At 34.6% G+C, this 15,073-nt stretch carries 15 protein-coding genes; 8 read left to right on the forward strand and 7 right to left on the reverse strand.

Going from position 1 to position 15,073, the window contains the following annotated elements; all coding sequences use genetic code 11:
- The 5 genes from VMW81_09500 to purF form a co-directional block, all read left to right on the forward strand.
- A partial coding sequence (locus tag VMW81_09500; GenBank protein ID HUU51172.1) for an adenylosuccinate lyase occupies positions 1 to 503 on the forward strand: 503 nt, incomplete at its 5' end.
- Positions 504 to 529: 26 nt separating this feature from the next.
- Positions 530 to 781, forward strand: a complete 252-nt coding sequence (purS, locus tag VMW81_09505; protein ID HUU51173.1) for a phosphoribosylformylglycinamidine synthase subunit PurS — start codon at positions 530 to 532, stop codon at positions 779 to 781.
- A 9-nt stretch (positions 782 to 790) separates the two neighbouring features.
- Positions 791 to 1,489: a phosphoribosylformylglycinamidine synthase subunit PurQ gene (purQ, locus tag VMW81_09510; protein HUU51174.1), complete on the forward strand. Its 699-nt coding sequence runs from the start codon at positions 791 to 793 to the stop codon at positions 1,487 to 1,489.
- Between the two features lie 3 nt (positions 1,490 to 1,492).
- Positions 1,493 to 3,718, forward strand: a complete 2,226-nt coding sequence (purL, locus tag VMW81_09515) for a phosphoribosylformylglycinamidine synthase subunit PurL (GenBank protein ID HUU51175.1) — start codon at positions 1,493 to 1,495, stop codon at positions 3,716 to 3,718.
- Positions 3,715 to 5,118, forward strand: a complete 1,404-nt coding sequence (gene purF, locus VMW81_09520; protein HUU51176.1) for an amidophosphoribosyltransferase — start codon at positions 3,715 to 3,717, stop codon at positions 5,116 to 5,118. The genes purL and purF overlap by 4 nt, the downstream gene beginning before the upstream one ends.
- A 3-nt stretch (positions 5,119 to 5,121) precedes the next feature.
- Here the strand turns inward: purF and rsfS are convergent, their stop codons facing one another.
- Genes rsfS through rplU form a run of 7 tightly spaced genes read right to left on the reverse strand, consistent with a single transcriptional unit; the run spans position 5,122 to position 10,270 of the window.
- Positions 5,122 to 5,463 carry a ribosome silencing factor gene (rsfS, locus tag VMW81_09525; GenBank protein ID HUU51177.1) on the reverse strand — a complete coding sequence of 114 codons (342 nt, stop codon included), beginning with the start codon at positions 5,461 to 5,463 and terminating at the stop codon, positions 5,122 to 5,124.
- A gap of 18 nt (positions 5,464 to 5,481) precedes the next feature.
- On the reverse strand, positions 5,482 to 6,162 hold the full coding sequence (nadD, locus tag VMW81_09530; GenBank protein HUU51178.1) for a nicotinate-nucleotide adenylyltransferase: 681 nt from the start codon (positions 6,160 to 6,162) through the stop codon (positions 5,482 to 5,484).
- A gap of 49 nt (positions 6,163 to 6,211) precedes the next feature.
- Positions 6,212 to 7,468 carry a glutamate-5-semialdehyde dehydrogenase gene (locus VMW81_09535; protein HUU51179.1) on the reverse strand — a complete coding sequence of 419 codons (1,257 nt, stop codon included), beginning with the start codon at positions 7,466 to 7,468 and terminating at the stop codon, positions 6,212 to 6,214.
- 20 nt (positions 7,469 to 7,488) lie between these two features.
- Entirely contained in the window at positions 7,489 to 8,592 is a 1,104-nt protein-coding gene (gene proB / locus VMW81_09540; protein HUU51180.1) for a glutamate 5-kinase, read from the reverse strand.
- Entirely contained in the window at positions 8,588 to 9,631 is a 1,044-nt protein-coding gene (gene obgE / locus VMW81_09545; GenBank protein HUU51181.1) for a GTPase ObgE, read from the reverse strand. Before obgE ends, proB begins: the two co-directional genes overlap by 5 nt.
- 50 nt (positions 9,632 to 9,681) lie before the next feature.
- Positions 9,682 to 9,930, reverse strand: coding sequence for a 50S ribosomal protein L27 (rpmA, locus tag VMW81_09550; protein HUU51182.1), 249 nt, complete (start codon positions 9,928 to 9,930; stop codon positions 9,682 to 9,684).
- Between the two features lie 28 nt (positions 9,931 to 9,958).
- Entirely contained in the window at positions 9,959 to 10,270 is a 312-nt protein-coding gene (rplU, locus tag VMW81_09555) for a 50S ribosomal protein L21 (protein HUU51183.1), read from the reverse strand.
- Between the two features lie 265 nt (positions 10,271 to 10,535).
- Between rplU and VMW81_09560 the strand changes: the two genes are divergently transcribed.
- The 3 genes from VMW81_09560 to VMW81_09570 all read left to right on the forward strand — a co-directional run.
- The gene (locus VMW81_09560) at positions 10,536 to 11,909 is read left to right on the forward strand and encodes a sigma-54 dependent transcriptional regulator (GenBank protein HUU51184.1); all 1,374 of its coding nucleotides are present in this window, start codon (positions 10,536 to 10,538) and stop codon (positions 11,907 to 11,909) included.
- 304 nt (positions 11,910 to 12,213) lie between these two features.
- On the forward strand, positions 12,214 to 14,748 hold the full coding sequence (locus VMW81_09565) for a tetratricopeptide repeat protein (protein HUU51185.1): 2,535 nt from the start codon (positions 12,214 to 12,216) through the stop codon (positions 14,746 to 14,748).
- 3 nt (positions 14,749 to 14,751) lie between these two features.
- Positions 14,752 to 15,073 (forward strand): PAS domain S-box protein (locus VMW81_09570; GenBank protein HUU51186.1); only part of this gene is annotated, 322 nt, incomplete at its 3' end.

Below are 15,073 nucleotides of genomic sequence, written 5' to 3' on the forward strand. Positions count from 1 at the left end.
AAAGGAATCCCATTACATCAGAACAGCTCTCAGGATTGGCAAGGGTAGTAAGGGGGAATTCATTGGCTGCTATGGAGAATATTCCCCTCTGGCATGAAAGAGATATCAGCCATTCCTCAGTAGAAAGGATCATTATTCCTGATAGCACTATTCTTTTAGACTATATGCTTTTTAAGTTTACAGATTTGATTGATACTCTCCTCGTATACCCTGAAAACATGAAAAGAAATCTTAAGATGACTCATGGATTAATCTATTCACAAAGAATTCTTTTAGAACTCGCTAAAAAGGGAATTACTAGAGAAAAGGCTTATGAACTTGTTCAGAGAAATGCCCTTGAGTCGTGGGAAGAGGGCGTAGAATTTTATGAATTGGTTAGTAGTGACGAAGAAATAAAAAAGCTCCTCACCAAAGAAGAATTAGATGCCTGCTTTGATTTAGACTATCACTTAAAACATGTAGACACAATATTTGAGAGGGTATTTAAGGAAGATTCAATCTAAGAATTATTCATAAGGAGATTAGAGTTATGCCCCTTGTTAAGATATACGTGACCTTAAAGAAGGGAGTGTTAGATCCTCAAGGCAAGACAGTAAAAAACTCTTTGGATTCCCTTGGTTATTCTTTTGTAGAGGATGTCAGGATTGGAAAATACATGGAGATAACCGTCAATAATATTCCTAACAATGAATTGAATAAAAGGATAGATGAGGCGTGTCAGAAACTTCTGGCAAATCCCATAATCGAAAACTATAGATTTGAAATAGAAAATCACAAATAGGGAACAGAAATGAGGTTTGGAGTAGTAGTATTTCCAGGTTCAAATTGTGACCATGATTGCTACAGGGTTGTGAAAGAGGTTTTAAAAGAATCTGTAGATTTTATCTGGCATAAGGATAGCGATCTGATTGGATATGATTGTATCATTTTGCCAGGCGGCTTTTCATATGGTGACTATTTAAGAACTGGTGCTATAGCAAGATTTTCACCAGTAATGAACTCTATAAAGGAATTTGCAGAGAACGGCAAGTTAGTCATAGGGATATGTAATGGCTTTCAGATACTTTCAGAATCTGGTCTCCTTCCAGGTGCCATGTTAAGAAATAGAGGCCTGAAATTCATATGCAAATTTGTCTCTCTAAAAACAGAAAATATCAAGTCACCCTTTACCTCAGGATTTGGCAAGGGAAAGGTAATTAGAATGCCTATAGCCCATAATGAAGGTTGTTATTATGCTGACCAGGAAACACTTAAAGCTCTTAAAAAAAATAATCAAATCATATTCAGATATTGTTCTATTTCTGGAGATGTGAGTGAAAAGGATAATCCTAATGGTTCTCTAGAAAATATAGCTGGTATTTGTAATAGGGAAGGGAATGTACTTGGAATGATGCCACATCCTGAAAGAGCTTCAGAGGATATTTTGGGAAGCTCAGATGGAAGGATAATCTTTGAGTCAATAAGGGATTATGTCAGGCAAAAAGGTTAGGTTATGGAAGTTGAAATAACTGAAAAATTAATTGAAGAGCATGGGTTATCTAAAGAAGAGTATGAAAGGATATTAAATATCCTTGGAAGAGAGCCCAACTATCCGGAATTAGGTATATTTTCCGTCATGTGGTCGGAGCATTGCAGTTATAAAAGCTCTAAAGTTCATTTAGAGAAACTGCCAACAAAAGGAAAACATATCATAGAAGGACCAGGAGAAAATGCAGGAGTTGTTGATATTGGTGATGGATTGGCTATTGTGTTTAAAATAGAGAGTCACAATCATCCCTCTTTTATAGAGCCTTTTCAGGGAGCTGCCACAGGTGTGGGAGGGATATTAAGGGATATATTTACCATGGGTGCCAGACCTATTGCCTCTTTAAATTCCCTTAGGTTTGGTCCATTAGAAAAGCCAAAAAACAGATATCTTTTGGAAGGTGTTGTGGCTGGCATAGCAAGCTATGGAAATTGTATAGGGGTTCCTACTGTGGGAGGAGAGATATATTTTTCAGAGACTTATGCGAACAATCCCCTTGTGAATGCCTTTAACCTTGGAATTGTAAAAAAAGAAAGAATTTTTAAGGGAAGTGCTAAAGGTACAGGAAATTCTGTAATCTATGTCGGTTCAAAAACAGGGAGGGATGGAATCCATGGAGCCACAATGGCTTCTGAGGAATTTGATGAAACATCCGAAGAAAGACGACCAACTGTACAGGTTGGTGATCCTTTTACAGAGAAGCTCCTTTTAGAAGCATGCCTGGAAGCTATGAAAAAAGAGTGTATTGTTGGTATTCAAGATATGGGGGCAGCAGGTCTTACCTGTTCCACTTGTGAAATGGCGAGTCGGGGAAATTCAGGGATCGAAATAGATATATCTCATGTGCCCTTAAGAGAACAAGGAATGAACACCTATGAGATTATGCTTTCTGAGTCTCAGGAAAGGATGTTACTCGTTGTGGAGAAAGGTAAAGAAAATGAAGTGAAGGAGATCTTTTCAAGATGGGATCTTGAAGCAGTTGAGATAGGAAAGGTTACTGATGACGGTTTTCTCAGAGTTAAGAATAATGGTAAGGTGGTTGTCGAGATACCTGCAAAGGCCCTTTCTGAAGATGCTCCGAAATATAATAGACCAATCAAACAACCATTAAATAAGAGCGAAATTCAAAAGCTTGATCTTAATAAAATTCCTCAACCTGAAGATTTTAATGAGGCATTTATAAAAATAATCTCTTCGCCAACAATAGCTAGTAAGCATTGGGTTTATGAGCAGTATGATCATATGGTGAGAATTAACACCGTTGTTTGCCCGGGTTCAGATGCAAGCGTTCTTAGGGTCCCCGGTTCAAAAAAGGGAATTGCCTTAACATTAGATGGGAATAGTAGATACTGTTATCTTGATCCATATATAGGAGGAAAAATTGCTGTTGCAGAGGCTGCGAGGAACCTTACATGCTCAGGGGCAAAACCTTTAGCGATAACAAATTGCCTTAATTTTGGTAACCCAGAGAAGCCAGAGATAATGTGGCAATTTAGTAGGGTCGTTGAGGGAATGGCGGAGGCATGCAAGGTTTTCGATACACCTGTTACAGGAGGAAATGTCAGCTTTTATAACGAAACATTGGGAAGGGCAATATATCCCACACCTGTTTTGGGAATGGTTGGTCTTCTCGATAATCATGATTCTTACTTAACTCAGTGGTTTAAAGATGAGGAGGATATAATTGTATTGCTGGGAGAATCGAAAGAAGAGTTAGGAGGGAGCGAATATCTAAATATTATTCATGGAATAGAAAGCGGAACACCTCCAGATTTAGACCTTGACCTCGAAAAAAGAGTACAGGGGGCATGTCTTGAGGCATTTCAGAAGAAGATACTAAAATCTGCGCACGATTGCTCAGAGGGAGGCCTTGCTACTGCATTGACAGAAGGATGCATATCTAATAATATTAATGGTGTTGGAGCAGAGATATCAATAGATTATAAAATAAGAGATGATGCGCTCTTATTTGGAGAATCTCAGTCAAGGATAGTTGTTTCATTAGAAGAAAAAGATATTGATAGACTTAAAAGTATAATTGAAAAATATAAAATTCCCTATAGTATTATTGGTAGAGTGAGTGGAGATAAATTGAAGATAATTAATAAAAAAAGAGTTCAACCTTTAATAGATATCAAAATTGATATTCTAAAGCAATATTGGGAAGGAACTTTAAAGGGATATTTTCAATGATGGATAAGTTTCACGAGGAGTGTGGAATATTTGGAATTTATGGTGCTCCTGAAGCAGCAAATCTTGCCTATTTAGGACTATATTCCTTACAGCACAGAGGGCAGGAGAGTGCTGGTATTGTCTCCTCTGATGGGGAGAAGCTCTATTCAGAGATTTCCATGGGTCTCGTTGCAGATATTTTTAATGAGGAAAGATTAAAAAGGCTACCAGGCTCAATAGCAATTGGGCATAACAGGTACTCTACCACAGGCTCTAGCCTCCTAAAAAATGCCCAGCCCTTTCTCATGGAATATCTCAGGGGTTCTATAGCCCTCGCCCATAACGGTAATCTGTTGAATGCACTTAAAATACGTGATGAGCTTGAAAATCAAGGTTCTATCTTTCGCTCTGCAATGGATAGCGAGGTGATTGTTCATCTTATAGCTATGTCAAGGGAAAAGAAACTTGTTGATAGAATCACCGAGGCATTAAGAAATATTAAGGGTGCATATTCTCTTTTGGTCATGTCAGAAAAAGAGCTGATTGCAGTAAGGGATCCTCATGGGTTTCGACCGTTATGTTTGGGTTTATTGGGCGACTCCTATGTATTCTCTTCTGAAACTTGTGCCCTTGATCTTATCGAGGCAAAATATATAAGAGATGTAGAACCAGGTGAGATTGTAGTAGTCAATGAAAAAGGCTTAAAATCTTTTAAACCTTTCCCTGCAGAAAAATATTCCCATTGCATTTTCGAATTCGTATATTTTGCACGACCTGATAGTAATATTTTCGGAAAAAATGTCTATTCTGTAAGAAAAAATCTTGGAAGAATTCTTGCTCAAGAGTCCTATGTAGATGCTGATATGGTGGTTGCTGTTCCTGATTCTGGAGTTCCTGCTGCATTAGGCTTTTCTGAAGAATCAGGAATTCCTCTGGAGTTGGGTCTTATCAGAAATCACTATGTTGGTAGAACCTTTATTGAACCCAGGCAGTCCATTAGACATTTTGGTGTTAAAGTAAAGTTAAATGCTATTAGAGATTGTATTAAAGGGAAAAGGGTTATTGTTATTGATGATTCAATTATAAGGGGAACAACCAGCAGAAAGATTATTCAAATGATAAGAAGTGCTGGTGCTAAAGAGGTACACATGCGTATAAGTTCTCCACCTGCTACAAACCCATGTTTTTATGGAATAGATACACCTACTAAAGCAGAATTGGTGGCATCTTCTCATAGTGTGGAAGAAATAAATCAATACATTACCTCAGATACACTTACCTATTTGAGTTTAGAGGGTTTAAAATCTACTGTTTATCCAGACCAGGACAATTATTGTTGTGCGTGCTTTGAAGGCAATTATCCTATTGAGTTTGAATGGAAAGATTATTCTCAATTGATTCTTTTTGGAAAGAATATTTAGTTATCACTCGAGATTCACAAGAGGTGCGCTACCCCATAGCCTTTCTAAATCGTAAAATTTTCTTGTTTCTTCATAAAATATATGTATTATCAGGTCTCCATAGTCCATTAAAATCCATCTTGCTTCGTTATGCCCTTCTATCCCTAAAGCCCAAATTCCTTTCTTGCTTAAATTTTCATCAATTCCATCAGCGATTGCTTTAACCTGCCTCGTTGAATTCCCACTGCAAATCATAAAATAATCTGTTATCGAAGAATATTCCTTTAAGTCTAGAATAACTACATCAAAAGCTTTTTTGTCTTCTGCAACCTTCGAACTTAATAAGGTTTTTTCTTTTAAATCCATAGTATTAATATCTGTCCCTCATTTGTTATTAATATAAAGTTTATTTTTTTTAATGTATGCTTCTACACCCTTAGGTAAGAATTCAGAAACAGATTTACCCTCTGAGATTTTCTTTCTTATTGCAGTAGAAGAGATATTTAAGGCTGGAATTTCTACAACAAAAATAGAATACTTAGAATTCTTCACTTTTATATTTTTATAATTTCCCTTTTTTTCTAATAACTTAAAAGATATATTTTTATATTTTGGTTGAACAGTTTTTGACAAAATATCTATAATGTCATTGTCCTCATATCCTGGTCTAGAATTAACAATAAAATGACAGTTTTTAAAGAGGAGATCAACATCCTTCCATGTGGATATTTCTAGGAATGCATCGATACCAACTGTAAAATAAAACTCTGTCTTTTTACCAAATCTATTTTTAAGTTCTTCTAAGGTCTTTATAGAATAAGAATGACCTTTCCTCATTAATTCATTGAAAGAGACCATAAAGTTTGGATTATGGAGGGTAGCAATTGCAACCATGCATAAACGATGAAAGGATTCTGCTATTTTTTCTATTTTTTTATGAGGAGGTTGTGAAGAAGGTATAAAAATAACTGAATCGAGTTTAAATCTATCAAAAATTTCTCCTGCTACCTTGAGATGTCCTTTATGAATAGGATTAAATGTTCCCCCGATTAGACCTATACGCATATATTTTTTTACTGTAACCTAAGAAGAGAAGTTACAGTCAATAATTTGTTCACCTCCTTATCTGACCGTTACCCAAAATGATATATTTGGTAGTTGTTAAATCCTCAAGCCCCATCGGTCCCCTGACATGCAATTTCTGAGTGCTAATACCCATTTCTGCTCCGAGACCGAACTGGTTTCCATCAGTGAATCTCGTCGATGCATTAACAAAAACTGAGGAAGAATCCACCTCGTTTAAAAAAGTTCTGGCTTTATTATAATTGGTTGTAACGATGGCTTCTGCTAGGCCAGAACTATATGTTGCAATATGATCTATAGCCTCCTTTATATCTTTAACAACCTTTATGGAAAGAATGAGATCTAAGTATTCTGTTTCCCAATCCTTTTTAGAAGCTTTTTTAACAAAGGGTAGTATCTTTTTTGTTATTGGACAACCCCTAATTTCTACCCCTGCTTCTTTGAATCTCTTGGCCATTGAGGGAAGAAATGTTTCAGAAATTTCTTTGTTTACCAATAGGGTTTCCATTGCATTACATACTCCGGGCCTTTGAACCTTGGCATTAAAGGCTATCTCTTCTGCCATCTTTAAGTCTGCCTCATTGTCTATATAAATATGACATAGGCCTTTATCGTGTTTTATTACTGGTATTCTCGAGTTCTCTACTACCATATTGATAAGTTCAAATCCACCCCTTGGAATAACTAAATCAATATATGCATCTAATTTTAACATCTCATAAACAGCAGTTCTATCAGTAACATCGATCAACTGGATGCTATTAACAGGAAGATTACTCATTTTTGAAGCTTCTCTTAAGATTTTTGTAATGGTTATATTAGAATGAATAGCTTCTGATCCTCCCCTTAAAATAATAGCATTCCCTGCCTTAAGTGCTAATCCAGCAGTATCTACAGTAACGTTAGGTCTAGATTCATAGATAATCCCTATTACACCAATAGGAACCCTTATCTTTCCAATTTGAAGATTATTAGGTCTTTTCCACATTCTAGTAATTTCCCCAACAGGATCAGGAAGAGATACGACTTCTCTTAATCCATCAGACATTGTTCTTACTCGAGAAGGATTAAGTGTTAACCTATCAATCATAGCAGATGAAAGTCGTTTTTTCTTTGCATTTTTAATATCTTTTTTATTTGCATCAATAATGACGTTGGTTTTCTTTTCTAAGGAATTTGCCATATTTAAAAGAGCATTATTTTTAATATCGGTAGATAAAGTCCGTAGATTTTGAGAAACAATCTTTGCGTCCTTCGCTATTGTCATTACCATCTTTTTTATATCCATTGATTCCACCTTTTGTTGTTTTATAATATAACTAGATTATCGCGGTGAATAACCTCATCGTAATATTTGTATCCTAATATTTTTTCTATTTCTTTGGTATGGCAACCTTCAATTTTGGTTAAGTCTTTTGAATGAAAGTTCACCAATCCTCTGGCAAATTCTTTACCTTTTAAGTCTATGCAACTAATGGAATCTCCAGGTTTGAAGTTACCTTTAGTTTCTATTATCCCAGAAGGGAGGAGGCTTTTACCTCTATCAATAAGGGCTTTTTTAGCCCCATTATCTACCTTAACTGCTCCTTTTGGATTTAAGGTAAAGGCAATCCAATATTTTCGACTTTTGAGTTTGGATTCTGGTAAAAATATCGTTCCTACCTCTTCGCCTTTCATGACCTTTGCTATTATATTTTTTCTGCTCCCATTAACAATGATCGTCATTGCTCCAGAAGCTGCTGCTTTTTTTGCTGCCTCTATCTTTGTAAACATACCACCTGTTCCTGCTTCTGATTTTTTTCTTCCAGCTAGCTTCTCAATTTCGGGAGTAATATTCTTTACAGTAGGAATAAGCATACCTTCGGAGCCCTCTTTAGGATTTACTGTATAAAGACCATCAACATCAGAAAGAATCATTAAAAGATCTGCTTCAATCATATTTGTTACTAAGGCGGAGAGAGTATCGTTATCCCCCAATTTGATTTCTTCTACGGATACACTGTCATTTTCATTTATTATTGGTATAACACCGAAACTTAGTAGTGTAAACATTGTGTTTCTTGCATTGAGATATCGTTGTCGATTGCTAAGGTCATCATGAGTGAGGAGAATCTGAGCTACTTTTTGATTTTTCTTGTTAAAATACCTTTCATATGTCCAGATTAAATAAGACTGGCCAATAGCAGCAAATGCCTGTTTTTGAGGAATATTTTTTGGGGGTTTGTTGAGATTTAGCTGTTTGAGCCCTGAAGCAATGGCCCCTGAAGAAACAATGACAATTTGAAGCCCTGATTTGACAAGCTTAGATATTTGATTGACCAAATTTTGGATAATGAGAGGACTTATGGTTCCGTTAGAAGGTGCTATAACAGCACTTCCAATCTTAATTACTATCCTTTTAACGTCCTTAATTAATTGCTTTCTTAGATTTCTTTTGATTCTTTTGCTCCTTTTCTATTTTTTCTAAAATCTCTATGACTTTTAAAAGTAAAGTTTTAATTCCATCTCCTCGTTTTGCGGAGGTGATATATACTGGATAATCCTTTTTAGCAAAATAAGCTTGATAGTTCTCTTCTATTCCTTTTATATCTTGAATCAAGTCTATTTTATTTAGGACTATGATTTGAGGTTTGGAACAGAGGCTTTTATTAAAAGAGTGTAATTCACTATTTATCATTTTAAAATCTTTGATGATATTAGCCCATTGAGCTGTTACATCAATTAAATGAATTAATAGCTTTGTCCTTTCTATATGTTTTAAAAATTGAATTCCCAGTCCCTTGCCTTTATGGGCTCCTTTGATGAGGCCTGGGATATCTGCTGCTACAAAGCTCCTAAAGTCATCGAGTTTTACTACGCCAAGATGAGGAATAAGTGTTGTAAATGGATATTCTGCTATTTTAGGTCTAGATGATGAGATCTTTGAGAGAAGGGTAGACTTGCCAACGTTAGTTTTTCCGATAAGGCCTACATCTGCTAATAGTTTTAGTTCTAGCTCCAACCATAAGTCTTCACCTCTTTTACCGTCCTCAGCAAATCTTGGGCTTCGATTTGTGGAGGATTTAAACCTCGTATTTCCTCTTCCTCCAATTCCTCTTTTTGCAGCTATGAACCTCTCTTTTTCTTTTGTAATATCAAATAATAATTCTGAGGTTTCGGCGTTTTTGATGACTGTGCCTATTGGAACTTTTAGAATATAATCTTTTCCTCTCTTTCCGTGTTTATTCTTTCCCTCGCCTCCAGCACCTTTTCCTGCTTTATAATGTTGTTTATATTTAAAGTCTAATAAGGTATGAAGATGGTTATCACCTTCTATTATTATATTCCCCCCATTTCCTCCATCGCCGCCATCAGGACCACCTCTTGGTATATATTTTTCTCTTCTAAAACTCACACATCCTCTCCCCCCATCACCAGCTTTAACATATATTTTTACTTGATCAACAAACATGTAGGGATTTCAGGAAGGATAAGTTTTATTTATTATAAGCCCTAAGGTTACTAATAGACACTAATCAATCTGGAACTTTTGCCTTTTTTTTCAAACATTACAATCCCGTCTTTCTTGGCAAACAGCGTGTAATCTCTTCCAAGACCAACATTTTCTCCTGGTTTAAATATTGTTCCGCGCTGACGAACTAAGATACTTCCTGCAGACACCTTTTGACCTGAGAAACGCTTTACCCCAAGTCTTTTACCAATGGAATCACGCCCATTTGCTGAACTTCCCTGTCCTTTTTTATGAGCCATCTTCTTTCCTCCATCCAGTATTGTTTTTTTAAGTTTGTATACCAGTTATTTTTATATTTGTAAATTCTTGTCTATGACCCTGTTTCCTTCGGTAGTTTTTTCTTCTTTTATGTTTAAACACGATTATTTTATTTGCTTTTCCTTGTCCGGATATTTCTCCAGTAACCTTCGCACTCTTTAATTTCGGATTTCCAATATTTATATCATTTCCATCACACACCATTAATACATCTTTTAATTCTATTTCTTCTCCAACTTTTCCTTTTATCTTCTCTATTTTAATCATATCACCTTGTGAAACCTTATACTGTTTACCACTCGTTTCTATAATCGCATACACCTCAAATCCCTCCAGAGATAAATATTATTAAATGTTTAAATATAACAATATTTTAGATTTTGTCAATAAAATTATATATTTTGGCATAAAAACAGATAAATTTATACCTTGGAGTCTTTAATAGAATTTTTTGTTTTGACAAAAAGCATAGATTGCAGTATACTCTAATTCAAAAGTATAAATCCCCTTTTTTATAAAGGGGATTAATCTATTTATAAAACTAATCATATTATTCAATTACAAAATATTCAAGGGTTAAATAATAATGGATAACGCAAGTATTTTAGTCGTTGATGATGATAAAGGTACTAGAGAATCTTTATCCGAGATTTTAAATTTGGACGGATATCATACTGAAATAGCAGAAAATGGTCAAAAGGCTATTAAGTTATTGGGTGAGAAAGAGTACGATGTAATACTAACAGATTTAAAGATGCCCATGGCAGACGGACTTGATGTTCTTAAATATGTAAAAAGGTCCAATTCTATTACAGAAGTAGTCATTTTTACAGGTTTTGGTACGATTAAAAATGCTGTTGAAGCAATGAAAGCCGGAGCATATGATTACATTCTAAAACCTTTACAGACAGAGGAAATGAAAATTGTTATTCAGAAAGCATTAGAACATAAGAGGCTAAAGGCTGAAAATATATTGCTAAGGAAGCAGTTAAAAACAAAGTATAAGTTCGAGAATCTTCTTGGGAATCACGAAAAAATGCTAGAGGTTTTCAAACTTATTGAAACCGTAGCTGATTGCAACAGTACTGTTTTGGTATATGGTGAAAGTGGAACAGGAAAGGAACTAGTTGCAAGGGCAATTCATTATAATAGCAATAGGCAAGATAGACCCTTAATTCCTGTAAATTGTGGGGCTATTCCAGAAGATTTGCTAGAGAGTGAACTATTTGGTCATGAGAGGGGTGCTTTTACTGGAGCAATTGCTACTCGAAAAGGCAGATTTGAACTGGCAAGTGGTGGTACGATATTTCTGGATGAAATAGGGGAAATGAGCCCAGCCTTACAGGTCAAAATTCTCAGGGTATTACAAGAGCAAGAGTTCGAAAGAATTGGGGGGTCAAAATCGATCAGAGTAGACGTAAGGGTTATTGCAGCAACAAATAAAAATCTTGAAGAACAGGTTTCTAATAGAACCTTCAGAGAAGACCTTTTTTATAGATTGAATGTCATACCGATTGATATACCTCCACTAAGGGTAAGGACATCTGATGTTCCTCTTCTTGCTTATCACTTTATAGAAAAGTTCAACAAAGAAAAGAAAAGAAATATAGAGGAATTTTCTCCAGAATGCATGCAGATACTTATGAACTATCACTGGCCAGGCAATGTTAGAGAACTGGAAAATTTAATGGAAAGGCTTGTTATTTTGAAAGGTAAAGGAACAGTCGTTCCTGAAGACCTTCCAGAAAAACTTCTCGCCGCTAGGCAAGGTTCATTGGTGCCAAAGATTGAAATTCCAGAGGCAGGAATATGCTTTAAATCATTAGTGAGCGAATTTGAAAAAAAATTAATTATTCAGGCACTAGACAAGTCAAACTGGATTAAGAATAAAGCTGCAAAGTTATTAAATCTGAACAGAACGACTCTCGTAGAAAAGATAAAAAAGATAGATATTCAATAGAAATTCTTTTAAATTCTGCTCTAAATATTTGTCAACTTAATGACACTTTTAGTTAAAATTTGACATACTCCTTATTTTTTCTTAATTTATCCTTCCTGTAAAGTAGTTCCATGATGTCAATGTGATGACATTATTTTCTTCGTAAAATCAACTCTTAAACTCACTTTCCTCTTATCTTATCCTTTGTATTTTATTAAAAAATTTTTTTACGGGTGTATGGCATAAACCTTGCTTTAAAAAATTAAAAAACTTACCCTAAGTTATCCGTGGAAGTAAAGTTAATTTGAGAGTCGTTGGGTTCACTTTGAATATTATTTTAAAATATATAACAATTTTATGCATTTTCTTTGTCTTAATTGTTCCAATAGAAGTCCAATCTATATGCAAAGTGAGTGATATTCGTCACGGAAGACTCTCAGAATACTCTAGAATAGTCTTGGAGATTGATAAAAGTATTCCTGAGGGGCTTACCAGACATTATATAGACAATATCATTGAATTCAAAATCCCTGATTCAGTTGTAATCAGCGAAAAAACAGGAAAACTCAATGATCCCCTATTAGAGAAGATATGGTGGGAAAAAAATGATGAAGAAGATTTATTAATCAAGTTAAAAACAAAAATTAGTGAGGTAGATGTAAGACACTTCTTTTTACAGAATCCACCCAGAATTGTTATTGATGTAAAACGCAGAGATTCAGAAGACAATAGAGATATTTCAAAGAAAGATAAAAAAGATAAAACGAGGCATCTAACCAAAATATATTCTTTTGTAGAGACTTTTGAGCCTGATGAGGATTCCGAAAAGAAAATTAAAGCAGAAAAACCTAAAACTGAAACTGAGATGATAGTTGAAAAAGAAATGGACGAGGCAGAAGAAGAATACAAAATAGCTGTTGATTACTTTAAAAAAGGGGCTTTGCCAAAGGCAGTAGATAAATTTTCTTTAATCATTAGAAACTTTCCTGAATCAAAATATGTAGAGCCATCTTACTTCTTTATAGGTGATTGTTATTATTATATGGCAGAGCAGAATCCGAACATTAAACATCTGCTTGCCATTCAAGGCTATAAGGATGCTATAAGAACCTTCCCAGAATCTAAATTTGTAGTAAAGGCTCTGTATCATTTAGGTAATTGCTACTTAAGAATGAAGTATTTTTATGAGGCAGAGTCAGTATATCAACAGGTCATAGATGAATATTCAAAAAGTCGGTATGCACCATTAGCTCAATTGGGAAAAGGAAAAAATTTATATCAGTATGATAGATTCATCGAGGCAATCATAGAATTTCAAAAGGTAGTCGATAAATATAGAGATACAAAGGTTGCGTGGGAGGCCTCATATAGGATAGCTGATTCTTATTTTAAAAATAAAGAGTTTAAAAGGGCTAAAAATTATTATGAACATTCCAAAAACATATGGCCTTCATATTTAAATACCCACATCCAAACCTTTTTTAATATGGGTGAAAACTACTATCAAAATAAAGATTATGACAAGGCAATCCTTACATTTTTTGAAGTAGCAAATTTAAAAACAAAAAAAGAAATCAGCCAAAGGGCTTTTGCAAGAATTGGAGATTCTTTTAGAGAAAAGGGGATGACAAAAGAAGCATTGAGAGTTTATTCTGAGGTCATTACCGATTACGAAGAAGGGGAAGGTTTTGTTTTAAGCAAGATTAGAATGGCTGATATCGGAGCCGAAGGAAAAATCATGGATAAAGAACAATTTGTTTTTAATGACCATCCTGTCTTTAATTATCTTCCTTGTATAAATCCAATTAAGACATATGGGGAGATTTATGATGAGTTTCCCTCCAGCGGTTTTGCAGACTTAGCTATATTCAAAGAAGGAAACATGCTCAAAAAGAACAAGAAGTTTAGGGAGGCAACAGAAAAGTTTAAAGTCCTTCTCCGTCAATATCCTGAAAGTATCTTATTTGATGATACGCTACTTGTTCTTGAGTCTTCCATAAAAGAGTTAATAAATTTTTATTATAAACAAGGAAGACATTATTCAGCTATAGAGATATATACTGATAATTTGGAACCATATCTATTAAAGATGGAGGATCCGAAAACTCTTTTCCTTATAGGAAATAGTTATAATACCCTTGGTCTTCGTGAAAGCGCACTCGTCACCTTTAGCAATGCACTAAAGATCTCTCATAAAAATAAAATTAAAGATCTTATCCTTTTTGAAATTGGGAAATTGTATAGTCAATATGGTGATAAATCTAAGTCTGAGAAGACTTTTAGGTTTTTATTAAAACAATATCCTCATAGTCGATATTCAGTTGATTCTATGCACTACTTAGCAGACATTCTTTATGAAAAAGGAAATTTCAAAGATGCCTCTATCTTATACTTATCAGCCATAAGAAAAGATAAGCACAGAAAGAGAAACGCAATAAGCTATCATATGCTTGGTAATTGTTATAAAGAATTAGGAAAATATTCCAAAGCGATAAATACATATAAAGTCTCCCGCCTTGAATTTAAAAAGATGAAATACAAAAAAGAGGAAATATCAGACTATATAAGGGATCAATATTTTAATTTAGCAGAAGCACTCCTCTTTAATCAGGAGTACAAAAAGGCGTTATCGACCTTTCAAAAGGCAACCAGTTTATACCCGAAAGACAAGAGGGCTGGTTGGGCCTTATATACCATTGGAAGTCTACTCATGAAAATCAAAAAAGAAGAAAATGCATTAAAGACATGGGAAAGTGTTAAGAAAAAATATCCTGATAATATTTGGGCTCAAATGGCTGATGAATCAATAAGGGGCTATCATTTTGAAAAAAGATACAGGTCTTATTTTAAAAGAGGTTAATTAATGAACAATGTAAAGCTGAAAACGGAAGATTTTGAGCTTTTAAAGAAGGCTTTTGATTCATTTAATCAATCTACGAGTAGATTAAAAGAATCCAATGATTTTTTACAAAGAAAACTCAAGATATTGAATCTTCAACTAGAAAAGAAAAACAAAGAATTAGAAGTAAGCCTTAGAGAAAAAGAGAGTGCAAAAAATTATCTCAATAATATTCTCGAAAGCCTAACAGCAGGGGTTATCGTAATAGACTTAAAAAATAATATTACAGTATTTAATAGAATAACTGAAGAGGTAACAGGTTATTCTTCTGATGAAACAATAGGGA

The organism is Nitrospinota bacterium, assembly GCA_035528715.1.
GTDB lineage: Bacteria > JADFOP01 > JADFOP01 > DATKYB01 > DATKYB01 > DATKYB01.

Excerpts from the sequence above, each read along its gene's own strand:
- VMW81_09560 (HUU51184.1), top strand. The coding sequence starts at position 10,536 with ATGGATAACGCAAGTATTTTAGTCGTTGATGATGATAAAGGTACTAGA.
- nadD (HUU51178.1), bottom strand. The coding sequence starts at position 6,162 with ATGCGTATAGGTCTAATCGGGGGAACATTTAATCCTATTCATAAAGGA.
- obgE (HUU51181.1), bottom strand. The coding sequence starts at position 9,631 with ATGTTTGTTGATCAAGTAAAAATATATGTTAAAGCTGGTGATGGGGGG.
- rsfS (HUU51177.1), bottom strand. The coding sequence starts at position 5,463 with ATGGATTTAAAAGAAAAAACCTTATTAAGTTCGAAGGTTGCAGAAGAC.
- purL (HUU51175.1), top strand. The coding sequence starts at position 1,493 with ATGGAAGTTGAAATAACTGAAAAATTAATTGAAGAGCATGGGTTATCT.
- purF (HUU51176.1), top strand. The coding sequence starts at position 3,715 with ATGATGGATAAGTTTCACGAGGAGTGTGGAATATTTGGAATTTATGGT.
- VMW81_09535 (HUU51179.1), bottom strand. The coding sequence starts at position 7,468 with ATGGATATAAAAAAGATGGTAATGACAATAGCGAAGGACGCAAAGATT.
- rpmA (HUU51182.1), bottom strand. The coding sequence starts at position 9,930 with ATGGCTCATAAAAAAGGACAGGGAAGTTCAGCAAATGGGCGTGATTCC.
- purS (HUU51173.1), top strand. The coding sequence starts at position 530 with ATGCCCCTTGTTAAGATATACGTGACCTTAAAGAAGGGAGTGTTAGAT.
- purQ (HUU51174.1), top strand. The coding sequence starts at position 791 with ATGAGGTTTGGAGTAGTAGTATTTCCAGGTTCAAATTGTGACCATGAT.